General features: G+C 70.6%; 20 protein-coding genes, 1 tRNA gene and 3 pseudogenes. 14 read left to right on the top strand and 10 right to left on the bottom strand.

From position 1 onward, the window contains the following. The first annotated feature begins 138 nt into the window (after positions 1-138). From ON30_RS20610 to ON30_RS20620, 4 genes and pseudogenes are all read left to right on the top strand, one after another. Positions 139-1,179, top strand: coding sequence for an NAD(P)-dependent alcohol dehydrogenase (locus tag ON30_RS20610; RefSeq protein WP_040709137.1), 1,041 nt, complete (start codon positions 139-141; stop codon positions 1,177-1,179). Between the two features lie 9 nt (positions 1,180-1,188). Next, positions 1,189-2,862 carry a steroid-24-oyl-CoA synthetase gene (casG, locus tag ON30_RS20615; protein ID WP_040709138.1) on the top strand — a complete coding sequence of 558 codons (1,674 nt, stop codon included), beginning with the start codon at positions 1,189-1,191 and terminating at the stop codon, positions 2,860-2,862. A 530-nt stretch (positions 2,863-3,392) separates the two neighbouring features. Next, positions 3,393-3,615, top strand: a pseudogene (locus ON30_RS41190) (alpha/beta fold hydrolase); the annotation flags it as partial. 176 nt (positions 3,616-3,791) lie between these two features. Continuing rightward, positions 3,792-4,982, top strand: a complete 1,191-nt coding sequence (locus tag ON30_RS20620) for a DoxX family membrane protein (protein ID WP_040709140.1) — start codon at positions 3,792-3,794, stop codon at positions 4,980-4,982. Positions 4,983-5,156: 174 nt separating this feature from the next. Here the strand turns inward: ON30_RS20620 and ON30_RS20625 are convergent, their stop codons facing one another. After that, complete coding sequence (locus ON30_RS20625; RefSeq protein ID WP_157183792.1) at positions 5,157-5,633, bottom strand: hypothetical protein; 477 nt, start codon at positions 5,631-5,633, stop codon at positions 5,157-5,159. Positions 5,634-6,899: 1,266 nt separating this feature from the next. Here ON30_RS20625 and ON30_RS20630 point away from each other — a divergent pair. After that, complete coding sequence (locus ON30_RS20630) at positions 6,900-7,088, top strand: hypothetical protein (RefSeq protein WP_040709143.1); 189 nt, start codon at positions 6,900-6,902, stop codon at positions 7,086-7,088. Here ON30_RS20630 and ON30_RS20635 read toward each other — a convergent pair. Together ON30_RS20635 and ON30_RS20640 are read right to left on the bottom strand one after the other, a co-directional pair. Beyond that, a complete protein-coding gene (locus ON30_RS20635) occupies positions 7,085-8,254 on the bottom strand; it encodes an alpha-hydroxy-acid oxidizing protein (RefSeq protein ID WP_040709144.1) in 1,170 nt (389 codons plus the stop codon). The genes ON30_RS20630 and ON30_RS20635 overlap by 4 nt on opposite strands. Before the next feature lie 53 nt (positions 8,255-8,307). Next, positions 8,308-9,135, bottom strand: coding sequence for a nuclear transport factor 2 family protein (locus ON30_RS20640; protein ID WP_040709347.1), 828 nt, complete (start codon positions 9,133-9,135; stop codon positions 8,308-8,310). 83 nt (positions 9,136-9,218) lie between these two features. Here ON30_RS20640 and ON30_RS20645 point away from each other — a divergent pair, with 83 nt between their 5' ends. Next, complete coding sequence (locus tag ON30_RS20645) at positions 9,219-10,010, top strand: phosphatidylethanolamine N-methyltransferase family domain-containing protein (RefSeq protein WP_040709145.1); 792 nt, start codon at positions 9,219-9,221, stop codon at positions 10,008-10,010. 99 nt (positions 10,011-10,109) lie between these two features. Then, the gene (locus ON30_RS20650) at positions 10,110-10,805 is read left to right on the top strand and encodes a DUF8020 domain-containing protein (protein ID WP_040709348.1); all 696 of its coding nucleotides are present in this window, start codon (positions 10,110-10,112) and stop codon (positions 10,803-10,805) included. A gap of 283 nt (positions 10,806-11,088) precedes the next feature. Here ON30_RS20650 and ppnP read toward each other — a convergent pair whose 3' ends face one another. Both ppnP and ON30_RS20660 read right to left on the bottom strand, forming a co-directional pair. Further along, positions 11,089-11,400, bottom strand: a complete 312-nt coding sequence (gene ppnP, locus ON30_RS20655) for a pyrimidine/purine nucleoside phosphorylase (RefSeq protein WP_040709146.1) — start codon at positions 11,398-11,400, stop codon at positions 11,089-11,091. A 68-nt stretch (positions 11,401-11,468) separates the two neighbouring features. Next, positions 11,469-12,062, bottom strand: coding sequence for a lipocalin family protein (locus tag ON30_RS20660; protein ID WP_040709148.1), 594 nt, complete (start codon positions 12,060-12,062; stop codon positions 11,469-11,471). 264 nt (positions 12,063-12,326) lie between these two features. Here ON30_RS20660 and ON30_RS20665 point away from each other — a divergent pair, with 264 nt between their 5' ends. Next, positions 12,327-13,172 carry a MerR family transcriptional regulator gene (locus ON30_RS20665; protein ID WP_040709150.1) on the top strand — a complete coding sequence of 282 codons (846 nt, stop codon included), beginning with the start codon at positions 12,327-12,329 and terminating at the stop codon, positions 13,170-13,172. A 165-nt stretch (positions 13,173-13,337) separates the two neighbouring features. On the opposite strand, the gene ON30_RS20670 is transcribed toward ON30_RS20665, so the two are convergent. After that, complete coding sequence (locus tag ON30_RS20670; protein WP_040709153.1) at positions 13,338-14,687, bottom strand: TIGR01777 family oxidoreductase; 1,350 nt, start codon at positions 14,685-14,687, stop codon at positions 13,338-13,340. 89 nt (positions 14,688-14,776) lie between these two features. Beyond that, the gene (locus tag ON30_RS20675) at positions 14,777-16,018 is read right to left on the bottom strand and encodes a PucR family transcriptional regulator (protein WP_040709155.1); all 1,242 of its coding nucleotides are present in this window, start codon (positions 16,016-16,018) and stop codon (positions 14,777-14,779) included. Between the two features lie 229 nt (positions 16,019-16,247). Here ON30_RS20675 and ON30_RS20680 point away from each other — a divergent pair, with 229 nt between their 5' ends. From ON30_RS20680 to ON30_RS20690, 3 genes are all read left to right on the top strand, one after another. Continuing rightward, the gene (locus ON30_RS20680) at positions 16,248-17,390 is read left to right on the top strand and encodes an esterase/lipase family protein (protein ID WP_051029609.1); all 1,143 of its coding nucleotides are present in this window, start codon (positions 16,248-16,250) and stop codon (positions 17,388-17,390) included. Next, positions 17,387-18,760, top strand: coding sequence for a PucR family transcriptional regulator (locus tag ON30_RS20685; RefSeq protein ID WP_051029611.1), 1,374 nt, complete (start codon positions 17,387-17,389; stop codon positions 18,758-18,760). The genes ON30_RS20680 and ON30_RS20685 overlap by 4 nt, the downstream gene beginning before the upstream one ends. Positions 18,761-19,055: 295 nt before the next feature. Then, positions 19,056-20,279 carry a lipase family protein gene (locus tag ON30_RS20690; RefSeq protein WP_245554138.1) on the top strand — a complete coding sequence of 408 codons (1,224 nt, stop codon included), beginning with the start codon at positions 19,056-19,058 and terminating at the stop codon, positions 20,277-20,279. 74 nt (positions 20,280-20,353) lie between these two features. On the opposite strand, the pseudogene ON30_RS20695 reads toward ON30_RS20690, so the two are convergent. Continuing rightward, positions 20,354-20,647 (bottom strand): annotated as a pseudogene (locus ON30_RS20695) (ArsR/SmtB family transcription factor); the annotation flags it as partial. 110 nt (positions 20,648-20,757) lie between these two features. On the opposite strand from ON30_RS20695, the pseudogene ON30_RS39295 reads away from it, so the two are divergent. Together ON30_RS39295 and ON30_RS20705 are read left to right on the top strand one after the other, a co-directional pair. Next, positions 20,758-21,207, top strand: a pseudogene (locus tag ON30_RS39295) (heavy metal translocating P-type ATPase); the annotation flags it as partial. Positions 21,208-21,395: 188 nt separating this feature from the next. Next, the gene (locus tag ON30_RS20705; protein WP_040709161.1) at positions 21,396-22,265 is read left to right on the top strand and encodes a CE1 family esterase; all 870 of its coding nucleotides are present in this window, start codon (positions 21,396-21,398) and stop codon (positions 22,263-22,265) included. Between the two features lie 31 nt (positions 22,266-22,296). On the opposite strand, the gene ON30_RS20710 is transcribed toward ON30_RS20705, so the two are convergent. After that, entirely contained in the window at positions 22,297-22,947 is a 651-nt protein-coding gene (locus tag ON30_RS20710) for a nitroreductase family protein (RefSeq protein ID WP_040709352.1), read from the bottom strand. Between the two features lie 156 nt (positions 22,948-23,103). Continuing rightward, positions 23,104-23,177 (bottom strand) — tRNA-Met (locus ON30_RS20715). 561 nt (positions 23,178-23,738) lie between these two features. Between ON30_RS20715 and ON30_RS20720 the strand changes: the two genes are divergently transcribed. Next, on the top strand, positions 23,739-24,269 hold the full coding sequence (locus tag ON30_RS20720; protein ID WP_040709163.1) for a transglycosylase family protein: 531 nt from the start codon (positions 23,739-23,741) through the stop codon (positions 24,267-24,269). Positions 24,270-24,307: the final 38 nt, after the last annotated feature.

Below are 24,307 nucleotides of genomic sequence, written 5' to 3' on the forward strand. Positions count from 1 at the left end.
TACGTTGTTGCCTACGTCACTGCCCGCGCGCCACGTCCCGACGGTGCCGTGCACCACAGGACGCGGCGAGTACTCGAGGACCGATGTGATCCACCCGCGAAACCGCCTGTCCCGCAACCGCTCCGACCAGGCACGGCGATGAGAGCCCTCCAGCTGACCGGGCCGCAGACCCTCGAACTGCGCGAGGTGCCCGTCCCCGAGATCGGCCCCACCGACCTGCTGCTGCGCGTGGCCGCGGCCGGCATCTGCCACTCCGACCTGCACGTCCTGCACATCCCGTTCCGCATGCGCGACGAACCGCTCACCCTCGGCCACGAGATCGCGGGCACCGTCGAAGCCGTCGGCGACGCGGTCGACGGGCCCGCCGTCGGCGAACGCGGTCTGGTCTACCTGTGCTGGTCGTGCGGCCGGTGCCGGGAATGCGTGAGCGGCAACGAGAACGTCTGCCTCGCCGCCGGACGCACCGCCATGCCGCCGTGTCCCGGACTCGGCCCCGACGGCGGCATGGCCGAATACGTACGCATCCCCGCGAGTTCGTTCGTGCCGATCGGGGACCTGGCCTTCACCCAGGCCGCACCCATCGCCGACGCCGCGCTGTCGAGCTACCACGCCATCGCGGGCGCGCGCGAGGTGTTGCGGCCCGGCGCCACCGCGGTCGTCATCGGCATCGGCGGACTCGGACACGTCGCGGTGCAGATCCTGCGCGCCACCACCGCCGTCACCGTCCTCGCGGTCGACGTCGCCGCCGAGAAACTGGCGCTGGCCGCCGACTGCGGCGCGCACGAGGGCCTGCTCGCCGACGACGACACCGCGCGAGCCGTCCTCGACCGCACCGACGGACGCGGCGGGGCGGCGGTCTTCGACTTCGTCGGCACCGACGCCACCGCCCGCCTCGCCGTGGAATCGGTCGCCCCCAACGGCGCGTACCGGATGATCGGACTCGGCGGCGGCGCACCCGAGATCACCGCCGGACCCGCGGGCGGGCCGGGCTGGCCGTGGGGCGCGACCGTGCGCAAGTCCTACGGCGGCACCCGCTCCGACCTCATCGCCTCGGTCGACCTGGCCGCCGCCGGAATGCTGCGCGTCGAGGTCGAGACCTTCGACCTCGCCGACGGACGCGAAGCCCTGGACCGACTCGACCGCGGCCTGATCCGCGGCCGCGCGGTACTGACCCCGTGAGGACCCGCCATGACATCCGCTGACCCCCGGGAACGCGCGGCACGCGTCGCCGCCGAACTGACCGGGCCGGGCGGGCCGTTCGAGATGGCCGTCGAGGACGTGCTCGGCGCGGCGATTCCCGTACTCCGGCAACGGAAGACCTCACTGGTCGGGGTGCTGGCGGACTCCGCCGCCCTCGGCGACCGCGAATACCTGGTGACCGAGGACCGACGAATCGGCTACGCCGAACACGCCGCGTCCGTCGGCGCGCTCGCCGCCGCGTTGCGCGAACGGTACGGCGTCGGCGTCGGCGACCGAGTCGGCATCCTCGCCGCCAACAGCCCCGAATGGGTGATGACGTTCTGGGCCGCGCAACGCCTCGGCGCGATCGCCGTCGGCTACAACGCGTGGTGGACGCCACGCGAGATCGACTACGGACTGGGCCACACCCGACCCGCCGTCCTCATCGTCGACGACCGGCGCGCCGCCTCGCTCGCCGACCTGACGACCGACATCCCGGTTCTCACCGTCGAAAACGACCTCCCCGCACTCATCGCCGAATTCTCCTCCGCCGCAGTGCCTTCGGTGACCGGCGACGAAGACGACCCCGCCATCGTCCTCTACACCAGCGGCACCAGCGGCCGCCCCAAAGGCGCGGTGCACTCGCACCGGAACCTGCTGGCGGTCATCGACTACCACCGCTACAACGACGCGCTCGCCACCGCCCTGCGCGGCGGCGTCGAAGACGGAACACCGCGCGGACGGCGCTTCCTACTCACCTCCCCCCTGTTCCACATCGCCAGCCTGCACAACCTGGTCCTGCCGCGCATGGTCACCGGCGACACCGCCATCCTCTACAGCGGCGCGTTCGACGCCGACCGCGTCGCCGCGCTCATCGAACGCGAACGCGTCACCAACTGGGGCGCCATGCCCACCATGGCCGCCCGACTGCTGAGCGCCGACCTCGACCGCTACGACCTCTCCTCCCTCGCCGCGTTCTCCCTCAACTCCGCCCCCTCCTCCGCCGACCTCCAGAACCGCCTGCGCGAACGTCTCCCGGTCGCCGAGACCGCCCTGGCCACCAGCTACGGCATGACCGAATGCGCCACCGCCGCCACCCTTGCCGCCCCCGCCGAACTCGCCGCCCACCCCGACACCGTCGGCCGACCGGTCATCGGCGTCGACCTCCAGATCCGCGACCCCGCCGGTGACCCGGTCGGCGAAGACGTCGAAGGCGAGATCTGGGTCCGCAGCCCCTACGTCATGCTCGGATACTGGGAAGACGACGCCGCCACCGCCGCCGCCATCACCCCCGACCGGTGGTTACGCACCGGCGACATCGGCATCCTCGAACAAGGGCGGTTACGGCTGTCCGGGCGGCGATCCGATCTGATCCTGCGAGGCGGGGAGAACGTGTATCCCACCGAAGTCGAACACTGCCTCGACACGCATCCCGGGGTGCGGGAATCGGCGGTCGTCGGGGTCGCCGACGACGATCTCGGTCAGCGGGTGGCCGCTGTGGTGGTGCTGGAACCGGGCGGTGGGGTCACCGAAGGGGAACTGGCTGCGTTCGTTCGCGAACGGATCGCTTACTACAAAGTTCCCCAGGTGTGGAAGTTGGTGACCGATGAGCTTCCGCGCAATGCCACGGGGAAGGTTGTTCGGGCTGGGCTCGCCGAAAAGTTCTCGGAGGCAGCGGGATAGGGGGGTTCTGGTCGGGGGCTGTTCGGGGGTAGTTGAATGAAAGCTGTTCGGGGGTAGCTGGATAGAGCTCGGTGGGCTGCTGGCTTCGGGGGGTTACCAAAGATGGTGTGGGGGCGCTGGACGGGGTGTGGCGGGCCTGGGGGCGGGGGCGTTGCCGGCTTACGGGTCTCAGGGCGGTGTGCCCGGTGTTTGATTGGCCGCGCCTTCGGCGCGGCGTGTTCGCGGCCCCTTGTGTCTCGTCGGCCGGCGGGCGAGACTCGCGCCTGCGGCGCATGCGCTTCGCCCACCGGCCGACGAGACGGCCGCGAACGGCGCTCGTAAGACTCGCGCCCGAGTGGGGACGGGAGGCGGTGATGTTGCCTGTGAGGTGTACCGAGTGGTCACGTCCGGTGCCCGGCGTTTCGCCCACCGGCCGACGAGACGGCGCTCGTCGGGCTCGCTCCTGTGTGGGGACGTAGGTGGTGATGTTGCTTGTGGGTGTTGCCGTAGCGGCGGGGTGGTTCCGAACATCTTCAGCGCGAACCCGAGCGATGGCGGCCACTGATACGCCGCCATACCGGTCGATGTTGGGCGAAGTGGCCTGCTGACCTGGGGTCGCGAGGGCCGACAGTGTCCGCCGGACATGGCGATGATCCCGATGCGCTCTATCCCCGAGGCGGAACTGCACCTCTTCCCGCACTGCGGACACTGGGTGATGATCGAAGCCGCCCATTTCTCGAACGGGTGAGTCTCGAGTTCCTGCTCCGTCGGTGATCGGGGGTCGGCCCGCCGACGCGCGGCCCCTCTTCGGCCTCGCAACGCCCGTCACGCTCACGTGACGTCCTAGGATTGCCCAGGTCACCGGCTCGTGGGTGGCCTGCTCGCAGTGGTGTTTGACCATGGGGTTCACGGGAACCCGACCGCTAAGCCACCGAGAAAGGGTTGTCACCATGTTGTTGCGCCGACTTGCCCGCCCACTACTCGCCACAGCGTTCATCGCCGACGGCGTCGACACGCTGATCCATCCGCAGCCGCGCGCGAAGGCCGCCGCCGCGCTGGTGCAGCAGGGCGAGCGCTCGCTGCCGGACAATGTCGCCGCGAAACTTCCCGCCGACCCGGGCACGCTGGTGCGGGTGAACGCCATCGCGCAGGTCTCGGCGGGCACACTGCTCGCCATCGGCCGTGCGCCGCGCTTGGCCGCGCTGGTGCTGGCCGCGACGGTGGTGCCCGCGACGGTGACCGAACAGGATTTCTGGAACGAGAGCGATCCGGACCGCAAGATCGCCAAGCGCAACGCGTTCCTCAAGGATATGAGCCTTCTCGGCGGCCTGATGATCGCCAGCGCGGACACCGCGGGCAAGCCGTCGCTGGGTTGGCGCGGCAAGCGGGCCGCGAGCAAGACGGCGGCCGCGGTCTCGGCGGCGCTCCCGCTGGGCGCCGCCTCCGATTCCGGCACCGCCGCCGCCCTGCGCGAACAGGCCCACGACGCGGCCGTCAAGGCGCGGGAACTGGGTGGTGTGGCGGCCAGTCGCGGCGCCGAACTCGCGGGCAGCGCGCAGACGCACGGCGCGGAACTGGTCGAGGTCGCCAAGGAACGCGCACCCGAGATCGCCAAGAAGGTCCGCAAGTCCCGCTGGGCCGGTGTGGCCCGCGAGCAGAGCGCCGAACTGGCCGAAGTCGCCAAGAAGCGCGGCGCGCAGTTCGCCGAGATCGCCCGCGACCGCGGCGCGGAATTCGGCGAGGTGGCCAAGGAGCGCGGTGCGGAACTCGCCGACGTCGCCCGGACCAGGGGCGCGGAACTCGGCGAGATCGCCCGCAACCGCGGTGCGGAACTCGGTGAGGTCGCGCGCAACCGCGGCGCGGAATTCGGCGACGTCGCCAAGGGCCGCGGCGCGGAATGGGCCGAGGTCGCCCGCAACCGCGGGGCCGAATTCGGTGACGTCGCCCGCCATCGCGGCGCGGAATGGGCCGAAGTGGCCCGCAACCGCGGCGCGGAATTCGCGGACATCGCCCGCGACCGGAGCGCCGAACTCGCCGAGACCGCGAAGCAGCGCGCCCCCGAGATCGCCGCCACCGCCCGCGAACGCGGAGCCGAACTCGCCGACGCCGCCCGCGACCGCGTGGAGTCCCGCCGCCGCTGACCCGACCTCCGACAACCCCGTGTGCCCCGGTCCCGCGACCGGGGCACACCCATCTCACGACCCCGCTCCGGCAAAGCACGACACGCGTCGTCGCGAGGTCCACGACCAGCGTCGTCGCCAAGCCACCACCGACCTCGACCGCATTCGAAGGCGACCGCTCGGCCCTCGTTCGACTCAGGCGACGATCAGCAGCGGCTGCGGCTCGCTCTCTCGCCTCCCCGCGATCGAGGCGTCCTTCAATTCCCGCATCGTGGAATCCAACGTGAGCCCTTGGTCCTCGAGCGACGCCGCCGGATAATCGTTCGCGGACTTCGCGCCCCTGGCGATTCCGGAAACCCATGTCCAGTCATAGCCTTGCTGCACATCGACGAACGACAGCAGAACGGCATACGACTCACCACTCTTGAACTGCTCGACCACCGAACGGATCGAGTCCTCCGGCAGGCAGGCGATCACGACCGGCTCCCCTATATCCGTGTTGGTGCGCGCTATGAGCTGGGGAGGCCCGTCCGCCCGATCGGGCACATGCGTCCACGTCCCGAGGAAAACGCGCGCGGCGTAATCCCGCTCCCTGGCATCGCGCCCGAGCTGGATGCGCACCCAGAAACCGTCAGGGTGGTGCCGCTCCAGATGCTCGACGACTTCCGGCACCGACTCACCCTCGTCCAGCGCGAGCGCCAGCGCCTCCGGAAGTCCGCCCGCGCCTCACCCAAGGTGTCGGCCATGCCGACGCAGGCGATCGGATGAGACCGGTACGTCCAGGCCGGTTCGGAGTCCGGCTCATGCGAGAAGATCACGTGTTCACGCATCAACTCACCTCCTTCGAAGCCTGCTGCACGATGGTTTCGATCAACGCAATCTCGTCCGCCGAGGACGAGGCACGGGATCCGGTACGTCGACTACATCGCGCGTTCGATCGGCGGCCCGCGATCACCCTCAGGTGCGGTGCGTCGATGCTACTGGAATACTCTGTGTCGCTTCGGATGTCGAGTTCCAGCGACAGTCTGCGGGACACGCCGCGCGGCGCGCCGGGACGTCCCGCCAGTCCCTACCGGCGAGCCGAGGTACGTACAGTCGCTTCGAGTCGCCTGGACGATTTCGTTCGCCCGAAGGCTGCGCGAGATGGCCGGAGCGAATCGACGGCAGTGGCGGCGACGGGGTGAATCGGACGGCATGCAGCCACCGGACCGTTACGGATACCAGCAATGGGATGGCGAACAGTTCGGTAGCCCGCGCCGGAACCCGAGGGCGACTCGAACAGGTCCCGTCGGTGGGACGCGGCCCCGGTTCGCGGGAGCGGTGTCGACCGCCGCATGCCCGGACCGCGCGCGGCGGCGGGCTGCGGCAGTGGATGCGGATTTCGATCCTCGGTGGGCGACGGCCCGCCCCTGTCGCGTTCGGTGTTCGCGGTCGCGAAGGTCGAGTCCGAGGAGTTGGTCGCCGAGGACAAGCTGCCGCGATCACTCGGACAACGGCCGGTTCTGTCGACACCGCGCCCGGTCAGCAGGTGGTATGTGCGGCTCGGGCGGACCACCCGCCGATCCGCCCTATTCGGACATACCACCCCGCGAATCTTGCGCAATCGCGTTTCAGACTGGGGCGGACGGGAGTTGGGGCGGATCACAACGCGGAGCAACCGTCGGGCGGGTGCGCCACGCCCGGTTCGGCGACATCCGAGAATTTGTCGAGGGCAGCCGACACATTCGGGGAGGATTCCGGTACAACAGACAAGTGGTCGCCGAGTTCGTCGCGCGCGACATCGCGGCTCGCCGATCGTTTCCAGGGGCGGGGGCGGGATTCGCGCAACGGCGCAGCGACGACCTCCGCGAAGGGCGGGCAGCCGAACCGCCGCCCTTTCCACCTGTGTCCAGTGTGTCCAGGGGCAGGCCCCGAGCAGTCAGATTGTGAGCAACCGCAGTGGATCTCGACCTTCTCGACCGATACCGCGACGACGACGCGCTGGCCCGTGACCTCTCCGGTCCGCATCTGCGCCGCTTGGTGCGCACGGCGGTCGGCTTGTCCGAGGAATCCATCGACCTGTTGACCCGGCTCGGAGAGCGGCTGCGCACCGCCGAGGGCGCGCTGCCGGATACAGCCATGACCTAGTGTGCCGCACGGCCTTTCGTGGTCGGGCGGATGTTGGCGCGCACGGCGGCGAGGTCGCGGTAGCCGTTGACGGCCATCAGCAGGTCGGCTTCGGCGAGGGTCATGCGCAGTTGGTGGACCAGGCCGGGGACGCCGCCGAGGGCGAGCCCGTAGACGTAGGGGCGGCCGAGTCCGACCATGGTCGCGCCGAGCCCGAGCGCCTTGACGGCATCGGAGCCGGAGCGCACGCCGGAGTCGAACAGCACGGGGGCACGGTCGTCGACGGCGGCGACCACGTCGGGCAGCGTCTCGAGGGCGCTGAGTCCGCCGTTGGCCTGGCGGCCGCCGTGGTTGGAGCAGTAGATCCCGTCGACGCCGTGGTCGAGGGCGCGGCGGGCGTCCTCGGGGTGGGAGATGCCTTTGAGGATGATCGGCAGTTCGGTGAGGCCGCGCAACCAGGTCAGGTCGTCCCAGGTCAGCGAGTTGCCGAAGGTGCCGACCCAGTGCAGGACGATCATCTTGGGGTCGTCGGTACCCGCCATCTCCCGGAACACGGGGTCGCTGGTGTAGTTGGCGAGCACGTGGCCGCGCAGTTGGGGGAAGTTGCCGGTGGACAGGTCGCGCGGCCGCCAGCCGGGGATCCAGGTGTCGAGGGTGACGACGATGCCCCGGTAGCCGACCTGTTCGGCGCGACGCACCAGGCTCGCGGCGAGGTCGCGGTTCTTGGGGGTGTAGAGCTGGAAGAAGCTCGGGGTGTCGCCCGCGTGCGGGATCACCTCTTCGAGCGGGTCCTGCATGAGGGTCGAGAAGACCGCGGGCACACCGGTCTTCGCGGCGGCCTGGGCGAGCGCGAGGTCGCCGTGCCCGTCGCCGGTGACCAATCCGATGACGCCGACCGGGGCCAGGAACAGCGGCGCGGGGAAGGTGAGGCCGAAGGCGGTGACCGTCAGATCGCGTTCGGTCGCGCCGACCAGCATGCGCGGGATCAGACCCCAGTCCTCGAAGGCTTCGGCGTTGCGCCGCTGGGTGAGTTCGTCGCCCGCGCCCCCGGCGATGTAGGAGTGCAGGCCGGCGGGCAGCGCGGCGGCGGCCTTGGCTTCCAGCGTCGCGTAGTCCATCGGGAATTCCGGCAGGTTCCCGCCGAGCGCGGCGAAGTAGATCTCGTTCTGGTAGTCGGCGAACGCCATCGTCGCACCTTCCGTCTGCTCGGTCGGGAGGCGGAACGCTCCCGTTCCGGATCCTAGCCGGCCCCCGGCGAGCCCGGGTCGGCGTCGAGGTAGACGGTGATCGCGGTGATCTTCGTGCCGCGCGGGGCGAAGTCGACCATCGCGATGCCGTGCGCGCCGTCGAGGTCGACCGAGGCGCTGACGGTGCGGCCCGCGGCGATGAATTTCTCCCAGCGCATCTCCCGGACACGGTGGGTGAATTCCTCGACCGAGACCCGAGCGCCCGCAGGGGCTTCGAGGGCGGCCTGGTCGTCGACTATCACGCGAACCTGTTCCAGATCGGCGGCCGAGAGGGCGGCGGCGAGGTCGCGCACCACACGTTTGCCCGCGCGCCCGACACTCGACAGCGCCTTCATCATGCCCAGCGCGCCGCCCATCCCCTGATTGATCAGCAACTGCGGTCCGAGCTTGCACGCCGCGCCGATTCCGGCGGGTCCGGTGCGCAGCAACTGGCCGATCATCGGGGCCAGTTCCCAGTGCGCGGCTAGGCGCGCGATGCGCCAGCGGCCGTCGACTTCGGCGAGGTCGTAGCGCAGGTGCATGGGGACGCGCACGGTCGCGCCGGTCGACATCGTGGTGGAGATGTGCAGGTCACGCAGGACGGTGTGGTCGGCGACGAGGTCGCGGCGCACGTCGAAGGCGATGGTGTTGGGGCCGATGAAGGTGTCGTAGAAGCGACCGATGGCCGCGCGGCCGATGTGCGGGCGCGAGCCGACCGGATCGTTGACGGCGGCGTCGGGACCGAACAGGTCGACCCAGGTGTCCTTGTCGTGGGCCGCGACGGCCCGCGGGGAGGCGCGCACGGCCGAGAGCAGATCCTCGGCGAGCGGTGAGAGCGGCATGACGACCATGTTAGAACATGTTCTAATTTTTTCGCCGCCGATCACTCGGAGCGGGCGGCGCATCGGGAGAACAGAGGGACCGAATGGACTGGTACACCGGCGACACCACCTACGACACGGTGCTCACGATCGGCTTCGGCTTCGCCGCCTTCGTCCTGATCGGCGGACTGTTCGCGCAGAGTCCGTACGGTCGCTTCGCCACCACCAAAGTGGGCTTCAACCTGAGTCCGAAATTCGGCTGGTGGTTGATGGAGATCCCCGCGACGATCGTCTTCGCGGTCTTCTTCCTGAGCGGCCCGGACCGCTTCGAACCCGTTCCGCTGGTTCTGGCCGCGATCTGGCTGCTGCACTACGCCAACCGGGGATGGTTCTTCCCGCTGTCGATCCGGCAGGTGCCCGGCAAGCGCAGCACCTTCAACGTCACGGTGCTGGCGATGGGCATGTTCGTCACCACCCTGCACGGCTACCTCAACGGCGCGTTCTTCAGCCACGACTACCGCCACCAGTACGGCACGGACTGGTTCACCGATCCGCGCTTCCTGATCGGCGTGGCGATCTACCTGGGCGGGTTCACGCTGCTGATGCGCTCGGAGTCGATCGTGCGCAACCTGCGCGAGAAGAACGATCCGGGCGCTGCCGAATACAAGGTGCCGCACGGCTTCGGCTTCCGCTACGTCTCCTGCCCTGCCTACCTGGGCGAACTGGTGGCGTGGACGGGTTTCGCGCTGCTGACCTGGTCGTTGGCCGGTGTGGTGATCCTGTTGATCACCGCGGGCAACCTGGTGCCGCGCGCGTTCGCGACGCACCGCTGGTACCGCGAGCGTTTCGCCGACTACCCGAGCGAGCGCAAGGCCCTCGTCCCGTTCGTGCTCTGAGTTCGGACACCCGCGTGTAGCAAATGACAATCGTTGTCGTTAAGCTCCTCGGTGGCCATACGGCCACCGAGGCAACACGTGATGAGGGTGAAGAACTACATGTCGACGAAGAAGTCCGCGGCCGTGGCCGCGCTGCTGATCGGTGCGCTCGGGATCGCCGCGGGCGGCGCGCACGCCGCGCCGACCGAGGACGCCGCGATCGGATACACCGTGACCACCGCCCCCGACGCCACCGTGATCACCACGGACGCGGGAACCATGACGGCCGAGAACGGCGTGTTCACGATCCGTGCCGCCGACGGCGCTACCGTGGCGGGCGCGGAACTGCGGTTCCGCGTGGACGACTACGAATTCCCGATCACCGCGACGATCCGCGACCGGACCGCCACCTTGACCCCGCGCCTGGACCCGGCGCTGGCGGTCTACAAACCGGTCGCGCTGCCCTACGAGGACAAAGCGCCGTGGAAGAGCGAATACGACCGCGAGCAGGCGGCCTGGAGTCGGATGACCAGCACGATCAGCATGGGCGCCACCATCGGCACCCTGGCCGGCGGCCTCGGCGGCGCGGCGGTCGGCTGCGTCCTGGGCGGGATCGCGGGCGCGACCGTCGCCTCGGCGACCATCGCGGGCTTGTTCGGACCGTTCATCCCGGCCGCGGCGGTGGGGTGCGTGGGCGGGATCGTCGCAGTCGGCGCACTGGGCACCGTCGCCGGACAACTGCTGGTGACCGCACCGGTCGCGGTGCTCGCGGCGGCGCAGTACTTCACCACGATCACTGCGCCGTTCCCGCGCTGAACACGTCCGCCCACCTAACACGCCGGCCCACCTAACACGCCAGCCGAGCACACCGCGAGCGGACGGGGAAGCGCAGGGTACGCATCCGAGAGCGCTTCCCCGTCCGACGGTCGTGACCGTGTTGGGCGCACGATTGCCACGGCCGGACGTTCCGGCGGTACGGAACACCCCGAGCATACGGAACTCTATGGTCGGTAATCCGGACTTCCGCTGTTTCAGAACTTGATTCTGTGGCCCGAACCGACCCCCGGTCCGTTTACCGAGGGTCGGACGGGTGGTCCACTCAGCCGAAATGACAGACGTAGTGCAAGGTTTCGCGCACCTCGATGTCGAACGAGCTGTCACCCGGCACGCTGAACGACTCGCCGCCCCGAAAGGTCACCGTCTCGTCCGACCCCGCCAAGCGCACCGCGCACTCGCCCTCCAGCAGTTCCATGATCTCGGGCGCACCGGTGGTGAAGGTCAACGACGCGGGCAGGATGACACCCACCGATTTGGCGGTGCCGTCGGCCAACACGATGTTGTGACTGACGCATTTGCCGTCGAAATACACGTTGGCCGTCTTCGTCACGGTGACGTTCTCGAACTGCGACATCGATCTCTTTCCCGAGGTGAGCTGGACGCGTCAGCTTACCGAGCGACGCGCGGGCCTTCGGGCACGCCTCAGTTCACGCACAGCGGTCGGATACCGGTCAGTCCGCCCGTCGTCGGCGAGGTCAGGTAGAGGCAGCGACTCTCCCCCGCCGCGTCGATCGCCGCGCCGACCGCGTCCCACTGCTCGGCGTCCAGCGCGGGCGTGCGGGACAGGACGAAGCCCGACAACCGGTACGGGTCGGTGACCAGCGCCCACGAATAGTCGGGGCCCAGCGCGGTGACGATGTAGTTGGTGGGACCGTTCAGACTCTCCTGGGTGGGCACCCCCGGGAAGCTGACGTGCAACTGCGCGTTGGTGACGGTGTCGTTCACCGTGGCGGTGCCGCGGATCTCGTTCGCGGTGCCCGACCAGGTGGTGCACCGGTTGAACACCGAGACGTTGCCCTGCGGGTCGAGGGTGTAGGTGGCGCGAGTATCCATCGCGCACACCAGGTTGAACGGTTGCGGGACGGCGGCGAGTTGATGCCAGGTCCCGAGGTAACGCTGGAGGTCGAGCGAGGGAACGGGCGCGGGGGACGCGGCGGCCGTGCCCGCGCCGAGCGTCAACGCGGCGAAGGCGGCGGCCGCGACGGCGGCGCAGCGGCGCAGGTGGTGGGTGATCATGGATCTCTCGGACCTCCTCGGTTGTCCCTGTGAGTACTCACGCTACTACCCACCGCGGGAATAACGATGCATAATTGATTCAGAAGACCGATTCTCCCCGGCGCACCAGGAGGTCGACATGCGCCACGGCTGGCTGCCGCGCGCCGCTCGCGCACGAGTCGCGCCACGACGGTGAACGACCGGCCCGCCGCGTCGAACCGACCCCCGACGGGTGGACGCCGGGTCAGATCCGCTCGCGGTCGCCCGGACGGGCAGAATGAGGTGATGCCCGCCGGATCCGCCCCCGTCTCCGACGCGGCCGGATACACGGTGCGCGCCGTCGCCGAACGACTCGGCATCCCGACCGCCACCCTGCGCAGCTGGAATCGCCGCTACGACATCGGCCCGCCCCAGGATCGCCCCGGCCGCCACCGCCTCTACTCCGAACGCGACATCGAACTGCTCGACCGCATGGTCGCCCTGATCCGCGAGGGCGCCACCCCGGCGGGCGCGGCCGCCGCCGTGCGCGGGCCCGCGCCGATCCGCGGCGACCGGGCCACCCTGCTCGACGCCGCCTTCGCCCTCGACACCACGACCGTGTCGACGCTGCTCACCGCCCACGTGCGCGACTACGGGGTGATCGACACCTGGGACGAGGTGTGCAGGCCCGCCTTCGCCGACATCGTCGCGCGGCAACTCGACGGCGAGGGCTGCATCGACGTCGAACACCTGCTCTCCTGGTGCGTCACCTCGATCCTGCACCGCACCAATCCCCCGCCCGCGCTCTCGGCGTCGACCTCGATCCTGTTGGCCTGCACCAGCGGCGAGACGCACGCCCTGGCCCTGGAGGTGCTGCGCGCGGCGCTGGCCGAACGCGGCGTCGGCGCGCGCATGCTCGGCGCGGACGTCCCCGCCACGGCGCTGGTGGACGCGCTGTCGCGACACGAGAGTCCGAGCCGGGTGGTGCTGTGGTCGCAGCAGGAGTCCACCGCGCTCAGTTCGGCCGCGCGCGCCTGCGTCGGCGCGGGGGCGCGGGTGCTCGTCGGCGGGCCCGGGTGGGACGAGGTCATCCTGCCCGAGGGGGTCGGGCGAGTGGTCAGCCTGTCCGACGCCGTGGAACAACTGGCCTGAGCACAGCGTGGGCACGTTCCCCCGGCGCGCCTGTCCGACGCCGTCGAGAACACGGCCCGAGTCCGAACGGGCGCGTTCGCCCGGTGGTCGTCCCGCGTATCGATGCACATCCGATTCAGCGCGCGGTGCCCGAGAGAACCGACGCCCCGCGATCCCGGCGCGCGCTCAGCTCGTGCGGCCGAGCAGGTGGCGCAGGGTCGCCTCCAGGTCGCGGTGGCGGAAGGTGTGGCCGAGGGCGTCCAAGCGCGCGGGGGTCACGCGCTGACTGGCCTGGGCGAGTTCCCTCGACCCTTCCGCGCCCAACAGCAGTTCCGGGCCGAAATCGGGGACTGGCAGGAGGGCGGGGCGGTGCAGCACGCCGGCGAGCACGCGGGTGTAGTCGGCGTTGCGCACCGGGTCCGGGGCGACCGCGTTGACCGGGCCACTCAGGGCGGTGTCCCACAGCGCGCGATGGTAGACGTCGATCAGGTCATCGATGCCGATCCAGGACAGCCACTGCTCGCCGTCGCCGACGCGGCCGCCGAGCCCCGCCGTGAACAGCGGGCGCAGCAGTTTCAGCGTGCCGCCGCGCGGGGATTGCACGATCCCGGTGCGCACCCGCACCACCCGCACGCCCGCGCCCGCCGCGGCCGCGGTGGCCGACTCCCACTCCTCGACCAGGTCGGCGAGGAAACCCGCGCCGCGCGAAGCGTTCTCGTCCAGGACCTCGTCACCTCGGTCGTAGCCGTAGTAGCCGATGGCCGACGCGCTGACGAACGTCCGCGTTCCGCGGTCGGCGGCGAGTTCGGCGAGCGCGCGGGTGGGCCCGATCCGGCTCTCGACCAAGGCGCGCTTGTGCCCGTCGGTGAACCGGCCCGCGATCGACGCGCCCGCCAGGTGCACCACCGCGTCGATGCCGTCCAGCAGATCGGGCGCGGGATTGTCGGGGTCCCAACGACGTTCGTCGGCGTCGGCGGGATCGTGGCGGACCAGTCGCACCACACGGTGGCCGCCGGTCGTCAGGAACGCGCACAGCGCCGTGCCCACCAAACCGGACGCCCCCGTCACCGCGACGGTGGTCGGGGCGAAACCGTGCTCGGCGGCGCGGCGGTGCGCGCCCAGATCGTCGGCGAGTTGACGGTGGCGATAGGCGAACATGGACCGCAGCGCGAACGCGGGCACCGGCGAGCGCACCTTGTCGATGACGCGCGTGTGCTCGGCGTCGAGTTCCTCGAATTCGTGGGTGTGCTTCCAGCGCAGCAGCATTCCGGCGGGGAGCGAAGCGAGACCGTCGGTGGTCAACGCGTCGACGAAGCGGTGCGGCGGATCGTAGCCCGCCGGGTCGTGGCGGGCGATCCAGCGCAGCCCGCCGGGCAACCCGAGCACGGCTTGTCCGTCACGCAGCGAATCCGCCTCGGACACCGGGGTGACCGGCTGCCACGGCGGCGCGAGCCGGGTGAACGCCCCGGGCCTGGCGTACCAGGCGAACACCTCGGGACGGGGTACGGGAACGACGCTCGAACACTCGATGCCCATACCTCCGACTCTAGCCACGCCGCGCCCTCCCGCACCGTTAATGCATCGTTACGGCGCGTTCCGGACGGAATTCGCGCGGGGCGGCCGGGTCAGCGGGCGTCGTCCCGACTCGCGGGCGGGTGCAGGCGGTGGATCGTGACGGCGGCGGCGAGGATTCGCGAGTTGGTCGGCTCGGCGGGATCGATGCCGGTGAGTTCGCCGACGCGGCGCAGGCGGTAGCTGAAGGTGTTGGGGTGCACGTGCAGGTGTTTCGAGGCGGCCTTGCGGTCCGCGCCGAAGTGCAGGTGCGCTTCCAGCGCCTCGAGCAGATGCGGCGCGCCGAGCAGTGGCGCGATGCGGGCCGCGAGTCGGTCGCGCGCCGCGCCCGGCCTGCTGAGCTGGAATTCGAGCAGCAGGTCGTCGAGGCGATACACGCCCGGCGGACGCCCCAATAGCCGTGCGAGCGTGGCGAGTTCGGCGACCTCGGCGGCCGCGCGCGGCAGTTCCGCGCGCGGCACGGCGACACATTCGGCGAGATGGGTTGCCGCACCCACTTTCTCGTTCAGCGCGGCGGCCAGTTCCGCCGCACGGACCGCGGGCGCGCCGTCCGCGTGGATCGGGACGAGCGCGAGGCCGGTGCACCCGCCGAAGGACACCAGGGCGGTGCCGTTGGTGAAGGCGTCCAAGGTGCGGTGCAGGACGCGAATCCTCCTGCGGGCCAGCAGATCGGCGGCGGCGGTGGCGGTTTCATCAGGGGTGAGCTCGATGGCGAGCACGGTGTAGTTGTCGGTCAGCGGGGTGTCGGCGCGCGCGGACAGATCGTCGGCGGGCAGACCGAGCAGCAGCGCCGAACACAGTTCGCGGCGGGCCTCGCGCTCGACGTTGTGGATGGACTGTCCGACCTCGGTGTAGGTCTCGGTGACGACGATGGTGATGTGCATCAGCAGGTCCAGCAGACCCGCGCCGACGACGACCAGTTGATCCATCTCCGTCGGCGTCGCGAGCGTGGCCGCCTCGGCGAGGACCGCCTGCGCCGAACCGTGGATGGCCTGGAGCAGGATCGAGAGCGGGAATCGGTCCTCGGCGTGACGTTCGGCGACCGGGCCGACGAAAGCCACCACCTCGGCGTGGGTCAGCGTGCGGTTCTCGCCGATGGCGCGCAGGACCGCGTGGCCGCAGGCGTTGATGGCGGGAAGTACTTCCGCGCGGAAATGACCGTCGGGCAGGTCGGCCGCGGGCGGGGTCGCTCCGAGTCCGTCGGCCAGCAGGCGTTCGGCGATCCGCGGCCACCCGGCGAGCAGGCGGGTGAGCAGCGGAGCGTCCGCGAGGGACGGGGGCGATGCGGCTGACATGAGCCGATTCTCACCGAGGGCAACGCCGTGGACAACGCCTCGACCTCGCCGAACGAGACTTTGTCACCCGGGACAACATCGGCCCTCGCAGTTCGTTCGGCAGTGCAGTGACGACGCCGCGCCGCGCGGTCCAGACTTCTCGGTATCGCAACGGCGCTGCGTCGCAGATCACATTCGATCCCGGATAGTGATCTGCGACATACCCTTTCGAGGCCGCGCCGACGGACGGATGGGAAGTACGGAATTGTTCGCACAGCGGCAACACCTACGTCGGCTCCTGGCCTGCACCGCACTGGTCGCGGGCGCGGTCATGGCCCCCGGCCTCGCGAACGCGACGCCAGAGACCGACCTGCAAGCCTTCGCCGACACCCTGTCCGCCGGGCTCGCGCCCGCACCGGACGGTCGACAGCCGAAGGCGATCGTCGACACCGGCAGCGCCTCGGGATGGGGACGCAGCACCGCCGCGGCCGCCGCCGGGGAAGGCCCCGTGATGACCGCGCCGCTGGCCGCCTTCGCCCACGGCCTGCTCGCCCCGAACGCCGCCCCCGCCGGAGCCAACCGGTGGGACTGCAAGCCCGGCGCGACCCACCCGAACCCGGTGGTGCTGCTGCACGGCACCTGGCTCAACGCCTACGACACCTTCGCCTACCTCTCGCCGCGCCTGGCCGAGGCCGGATACTGCGTGTTCGCGCTCAACTACGGCCGCTCCGGACTCGTGGACGGCGGCGGGCTCGGCTCGGTGCTGCCCGGCCGCTACGGCGTCGGACCGATGGAGGAATCCGCGCGCCAGGTCGCGGAATTCGTGGACCGGGTGCGCACGGCGACCGGCGCCGACAAGGTCGACATCGTCGGACATTCGCAGGGCGGCACCCTCGCCAACCACTACCTCAAATTCGGCGGCGGCGCCGAAAAGGTGGACAAGCTGGTGACTTTCGGGGCCACCCACCACGGCACCTCACTGCTGGGCATCGCCTCGCTCGGCCGCTTCATCAACGATCTCGGCGTCGACATCCTGGGCTTCTACGAACCGATCGCGGGCCTGTCCAACATCCAGCAAGCCGTCGGCTCACCCTTCCTGAAAACGCTCAACGCCGGCGGCGACACCGTACCGGGCGTGACGTACACGGTGGTCGGGACGCGCTACGACGAGGTCACCAACCCCTACGACTGGACCTTCCTGCGCGCCGGAGCGGGCGCTACCGTCCACAACATCACCCTCCAGGACGGCTGCGAACAGGACCTCTCCGACCACCTCACCCTCATGTACTCCCCGCGCGCGGCGAGCATCACCCTCCAGGCCCTCGACCCGGCCGCGGCCGCACCGGTCTGCGAATTCAACCCGTGGCTGATCGGCGGGGGCGGCCGACTGTGACCGCCGCCCGCGCCTGCGCCGCCGCGCGGACCGAGCGCATCGTGGGACGACTGCTGGAGACCCTGCCCCGGCGCGGCGGGCGGGGCAACCTGCTGCGCGAGGAGATCCGCGGCGTGGTGGTGGGCTGTCTGGACCTGGTCGAGGACGCCGACCGCGCGGATCGGACCGCGCGGGCCGACGAACCTCGACTGCCCGACCCGCGTCGCCACGTCGCACGACCGGCGGACGCGGCCCGCATGGACCGCATCCACCGGGCGGCGGCGCGGTGGGCGGGCGTCGGGGTGCCGATCGACACCGTGCACCGCCTGGTGCGCGAGGGGTTCCGCCTGCACCTGGACGACGCCCTGCGCCCCGATGGCGACGAGGTCGCGCGCCTGCTCGACGCGCTGCACGCGGTGACCGTCACGGTGTCGACGGCCTACTCGGAGGTCGCCCCCGCTCGCGGCGAAGCCGTGGCCCGCGCGCTGCTGGGCGGCGACCGACGCGCCCGGCGGGTCGCCAGCGAGCACGGCGCGCCGCTCGCCGAGCGCTACCTCGTCCTCGCGGTGCACACGCGAGCCGCGTCGGCGATTCCGGGCCTGCCACGCGCCCCCCGACAGCATCAGCACGGCGACCGAGAGCATCGCGAACGGCGCGACCCACCTGTGGGTGGCATCACCCCCGAGGTGACCGCCTCGGGGCGTGACGGCGGGCAGGTGGGCTCCGGGGCGCACCCGACGGCGTCCGCGTTCCGGGAGGCGTTGGCGCGACACTGTGGGCAGTCGGTGCCCGCGCTGCTGAGCAGATTCGGCGGAACGGTCCTGGTCCCCTCCGGGACGGTGCCCGACGGCGAGATCGCCGAACTCGCCACGGCGGGCGGACTCACGGTCGCCGTGACCGAAGCCGCGGCCGAACGGATCCCGGAAGCCGCCGACTTCGCGCACGAACTGCTCGACCTCGCGCTGCGCATGCACGGCGGTCCGGGACTGCACCACTTCGACGACCTCGCCCTGGAATACCAGCTGACCAGGCCCGGACCCGCGCGCGACCACCTCGCGGGCGTCCTGGACCCGCTCGTCGACCATCCCGATCTCCTGGAGACCCTGCGCGTGCACCTGCGCAACGGACTCAACCGCCGCCGCACCGCCCGCGCGCTGCACATCCACCAGAACACCGTCGACCACCGCATCCGACGGATCGGCGCGCTCCTCGGACTCGACGCGAGCAGGCCCTCGACCCTGTGGCGGCTGCGCGCGGCTTTGGTCGCGCGCAGCTACACCCACCCGGACACGCTCGTCGCGCCCACCGACTCCGGTGACGAACTCGCGCGCGTTCCCCTGTGCTCCGCGCCAATTCACGCCGTCGACTCCGCGCACTACCGTGACCGATGAGGCCGATCCGGCCGACCGCAGGCCGTCTCGCCCCTCCGTTCCGCCGACCCGCGCGAGCGCCCCGGCGACTCGCGGTGACGGACTCCGATGCCGACCGCACGTGAGGACACCCGCCATGAGCCGACACCTACACCCGCTACCCGCCGACGCGCCTGCCCCCACAGGTAGCGATGCCGGATTCAGCACGATCGGCCACCCCCGCACCGACACTGGTGAACGCGACAGCGGAACGGCCGCGAGCTCGCACGACCGTCGCCTACCGCTGCCCGAGCACGATGACTTCTACCGTCCCCCGGTGGATTTCGCACGCTCCGCGCACGGAGCGATCCTGCGCGCCCGTCCCGTCGAACTCGCGCTGTTCGGCGTCCTTCCGCAACGGGTTTCGGCCTGGCACCTGCTGTTTCGCACCTGCGACCTGAACGGCGTGCCCGAAGTCGCGGTGACGACCGTGCTGCTGCCCGCCGGGAGCGGTGGCGAAGATCGGCCGCTGCTGTCGTTCCAGTGCGCGATCGACGGTGTCAGTTCGCGGTGTTCGCCTTCCTACGCGCTGCGGCGCGGAGCCCGTGCGCTGGGGGCGATTCCGCAACTGGAACTGCCGGTGATCGCCGAGGCGTTGGCGCGCGGATGGGCGGTGTCGGTGCCCGATCACGGGGGGCTCGGCGGCCATTTCGGGGTGGCTCGGGAGCCCGGCTATCGCGCGCTCGACGCGATCCGCGCGGCTCTGACTTTCGCACCGCTGGGGCTTGGACCCGCCACGAAAGTGGGCCTGTGGGGCTATTCCGGGGGCGGGCTGGCCACCGCGTGGGCCGCCGAACTGGCCGCCGATCACGCGCCGGAGGTGCGCGTCGTCGGCGCGGTGGCGGGTTCGCCGGTCGGCGACCCCGGGGCGACCTTCCTCCGACTCAACGGTTCGGCGATGTCCGGGTTCTCCACCGTGTGCGTGGCGGCCCTGCGGCGCGCCTACCCGGATCTGGATCGTCTCCTGCACCGGCACGCGGCGGCGGAATTCCACGCGGTGCTGGCCGACGCCGCCACCCGCACGACGCTGTCGCTGCTCCCCCGCCTGGCGCGCAGGAATCTCGACCGCTACACCGATTCGACCTTCGCCGACCTGCTCGACCGCCCCCGGCTACGTCGCGTACTGGCCGACATCCGACCCGGACACCGCCCGCCCGCGATGCCGATGCTGGTCGTGCAGGGCGTCAACGACGAACTGATCGCCGTCGAGGACATCGACCGCCACGTGGCCCGCTACCGCGACGCCGGCGCGCACGTCCGCTACCTACGCGACCGCCTCAGCCTGCACCTTCCCCTGCTCTACCTCGCCACCCCCGCCACCATGAACTGGCTCTCGGACCGCTTCGCGCACCGCCCGCTCCCCGAAGCCGTCACCGAGACCGTGTGGTCGCTGGCCGCCGCCTGCCGGCCGGGCGACCATCTGCGTTTCGCCGCCGTCTTCGGCCGCATGTTCCTCGGCCGCCCCCTCACCGCGCGACGGATTCGCCCGCGGGCCGATTGAGTCCGTTTCGCCGCCGACCAGCGGCCTCATCGCGAGTCCCGTCCCGGGGATCGGACGGCACGGGTGGGCCGGGTTCAGCCCGCGGAGTCGGTGCGGTCGGACAGGCCGAGGCGCAGATGTTCGCTGTGGTAGATGGCCTCGTCGAGCAGTTGCGCGACGTGGTTGTCGTAGAGGCTGTAGACGATCGAGCGGCCCGCGCGCGTGCCGACGACCAGTCCGAGATTGCGCAGCAGGCGCAACTGGTGGGAGACGGCCGACTGTTCCATGCCGACGGATTCGGCGAGTTCGGTGACCGCGCACGGACTGTCGCGCAATCGGCTCAGGATCAGCAGTCTGCTCGGGGTGGCCAGCGCCTGGAGGGTGGTCGCATCGACCGTTCCGACGACCCGCTCGCTCGCCGAGAGGAGTGCGGACACTCGGCGGACCCGCGCCCTCGACGCCGACCGACCTCCCCGAGGCGGCGGCGCTGGTGCGGACGCTGCGGCACGGCGGGCACACCGTCGCCGCGGTGACCTGTGACCGACGGGTGATCGGCGTGCTCGCGCTCACCGACCGCCCGCGTCCGGACGCCGCCGCGGCGGTCGAGTCGGCGCGCGCCGTCACCGGCAACACCCCCGTCCTGCTGACCGGCGACAACCGTGCGGGCGCGGACCTCACGCTGCGGACCGCCGACGCGGTCGTCGTCCGTGACAGTCTCGCGGCGGTGCCCGCGGTGATCGCGCTGTCGCGGCGCGCGCGTCGCGTGGTCGTCGCCAATCTGGTTCTCGCGGCGACGTTCATCGGCGTGCTCGTCGTCTGGGATCTCCTCGGACATCTTCCGTTGCCGCTGGGCGTCGCCGGACACGAGGGCTCGACCATCCTCGTCGCGCTCAACGGTCTTCGGCTGCTACGTGATTCGGCCTGGGAACGGGCCGCCCGTTCGGGATGACGCCCCGCGCGGTGCGCCGAGTCCCGACCGATGCGAGACCGGTCGCGGCGTTCCCCGGCCCACAGATCTGGGGCCTCGATGCCGTGGGTCGGTCCGCCTTAGGATCGCCGCAGCGGTCGGGAACTCGCGCGAGACAGGGGCATCCCATGCGGTGGAAGACGAGTAGTGGGTTATCGGCCGTCGCGGGGGTGCTGCTGAGTCTCTCGTTGTTCGGGCCGGCCGCCCCGGCGAGCGCCCAGGTCAGCGGCGACGGTCCGCTGCCGCCGCCCGCGGCGAACTGTTCGACCACGCCGACCGGTGCGAACAGCGTCGAACGCACGCTCGTGATCGACGACACCTCGCGGCGCTACAAGCTCTACGTCCCCAGCGGTCTCACCGGCCCGGCGCCGCTGATCGTGGCGGTGCACGGCGGACAGAGCAGTCCCGAGATCTTCGAACCCCAGACCGGCTGGACCGGCTTCGCGCAGGCCAACAAGGTCATCGTGGCCTATCCACAGGGCAGCAAGAACGAAGGCGCCGGCAAGTGGGCGTGGGAATTCGCCCGCAACGTCGGTCCCGACGTGGAATTCCTGCGCACCGTGGCCCACGACATCGCCGCCACCTACTGCGTGCAGCCGAAGCGGGTGCATTTCGCCGGTCACTCCAACGGCGGTCAGATGACCTCCCGAATGGCCTGCGACGCGGCCGATCTGATCGCCTCGGCCGCCGTCTGGGCGGGTCCGAAGGGCGCGTGGGACCTCGCCGACTGCCCGGCTTCGCGCGATATCGCCTTCGGCGTGATGCTCAACGACAACGACCCGATCGTCTGGCAGTGGATCGCCGAACAGCATCGCGACCACTGGCGGCAGATGAACAACTGCGGGACCCAGCACGGCGAGACCGGCCCGGGTGTCCTCACCGGGCAGCGATTCGACTGCGCGGCGGGCACTTCGGTGGTCTACCGCCTCTACGACGGACCCGACGACGTCACCCAGGCGCACGTGTGGCCCGCGGGCGCGCGCGGCACGGATGTGCGGGCGCGGATGTGGTCGCTGTTCACCGCCAACCCCCTGCCCTGACCTTCGCCCGGGCGGGGGTGGCGGTTCGCCGTCACCAGGTGTCGAAGTGCACGATCTCGTCCAGGCCGGTCCGGCCCGCGGGCTTGAAATCGGTGCCCTTGCTGTAGGCGACGGGGATCAACGCGCCCTGGGTAACCTTCTCGTACGGGATGCCGAGCACTTCGGCGGCTTCGCGTTCGTAGCCCAGATGCAGGGTGGTCCAGGCGGTTCCGAGCCCGCGCGAGCGCGCCGCCAGGCAGAAACTCCACACCGCCGGGAACAGCGAACCCCAATAAGAGGCGCTCTGCGCACCGGTGGCCCCGTCGACGCGGCCGAGCAGGCAGGGCACCAGCAGGACCGGCACCTCGCCCATCTTCTCGGCCAGGTACTCCGCGGAACCGGCCACCCGCTTGCGCGTGGCGTCGACCTCGGCGTCTCCGGTGGTCTTGTTGCCGAGATATTCCGGCGCCGACCGGTACGCCTCGAACCCGCGCCGGTACAGCTCGCCCAGCCGACGCCGCTTGTCGGGATCGGTCACCACCACCCAGTGCCAGCCCTGCCTGTTCGATCCGCTCGGCGCCTGCACGGCCAGTTCGAGGCATTCGCGCACCACCTCGAGCGGGACCTCGCGGTCCAGATCCAGCCGTTTGCGCACGGTGCGGGTGGTGGACAGGAGTTCGTCCGCGGTGAGGTCCAGTTCGATCGGCATACCTAGTCCCGTCGCTGTCTCGAGTGGGTGTCGACTCGACCGTACCGAAACCGTCGCCCCCCGCCGCGGCGATCGCGGGCCGGACCTCGACACCGGCCGGATTCGAAAAAGCTCAGGCCCGAGAGATGATCTCTCGGGCCTGAGCCTTTGTAGCGGGGACAGGATTTGAACCTGCGACCTCTGGGTTATGAGCCCAGCGAGCTACCGAGCTGCTCCACCCCGCGTCGGTGAACACAACATTACACACGTCTACGCGCGGAAGGCAAATCACCGGCGCGCGAGCGACGGACCGCAGGTCGAGTCGGGTGTCGAGCGAGGCCGGAGATAGCCGCCGGGAAGCTCGGGGTCGGGATATCGATTCGGCGACGGGCAGCGAAGCCGACAAAAGGGAATTCTCACGGGATCGCGTTTCGGCGACCGCCCCGACCGCCGGACGTGCGCGCGTGGACCGCGCGGTCCGCCGACAAACGTGATCCGATTCACTATCTCGCGGTGATCTCGACCACATCACCGTTGGATAACTACACGCGTGAAATACATTCCCAGGGCATTGTCCACCAGGGTCGATGCGTTCGATCCGGTCATTCACATCAGACAAAACCTGCGTTATCAAGATGTGATCTGCGGGCAATTCTTGGTTAGCGTCGGAACAAGGCCCGGAGGCAACCGCGGATGGGCTCCACCTCACGACGTCGCACACCCGAGACCCTGTCCCGCGTCGCGAGGCTCCCCGACCTCCTGGGGACAGGGACGCACACCGGTGGGCGCAGGGAGGGATCACAACCATGTCCGATCACCGCAAGTTCTCCACCCGCCTCGGCCTCGTCGCCGTCACCGGCGCGCTCGCCGCCGTCCCGTTCGCCCTGTCGACCGGAACGGCCGCCGCCGCACCCGCCTACGACTGGGACGGCGTCGCGCAGTGCGAGAGCGGCGGCAACTGGGGGATCAACACCGGTAACGGCTACTACGGCGGCCTCCAGTTCTCGCCGAGCACCTGGGCGGCCAACGGCGGTCAGGGTTCGGCCCACACCGCCAGCAAGGAAGAGCAGATCCGCGTCGCGGAGAACGTGCTCGCCACCCAGGGCGTCGGCGCGTGGCCGGTCTGCGGCCAGTACCTGCGCACCGCGCAGCCCGCGCCGGAACCCGAGCCCGAGCCCGCCGCCGTGCTGCCCGCCGAGGTCCCGAACACCGCGCGCGCCGCGATCGACCAGGCCGCCGACGCCGGTGCGCGGTTGGCCGCGCAGTACGGCTACGAATCGCAGTTCCGCGGTCTGCTCGACCAGAACCGCGACCTGCTGGACTCGCTGGGTCGCTGACGCCGACCCGTCGACGACCGAGCGTCCGCGGCGGTGCG

The organism is Nocardia takedensis NBRC 100417 (assembly GCF_000308695.1).
Classification (GTDB): domain Bacteria; phylum Actinomycetota; class Actinomycetes; order Mycobacteriales; family Mycobacteriaceae; genus Nocardia; species Nocardia takedensis.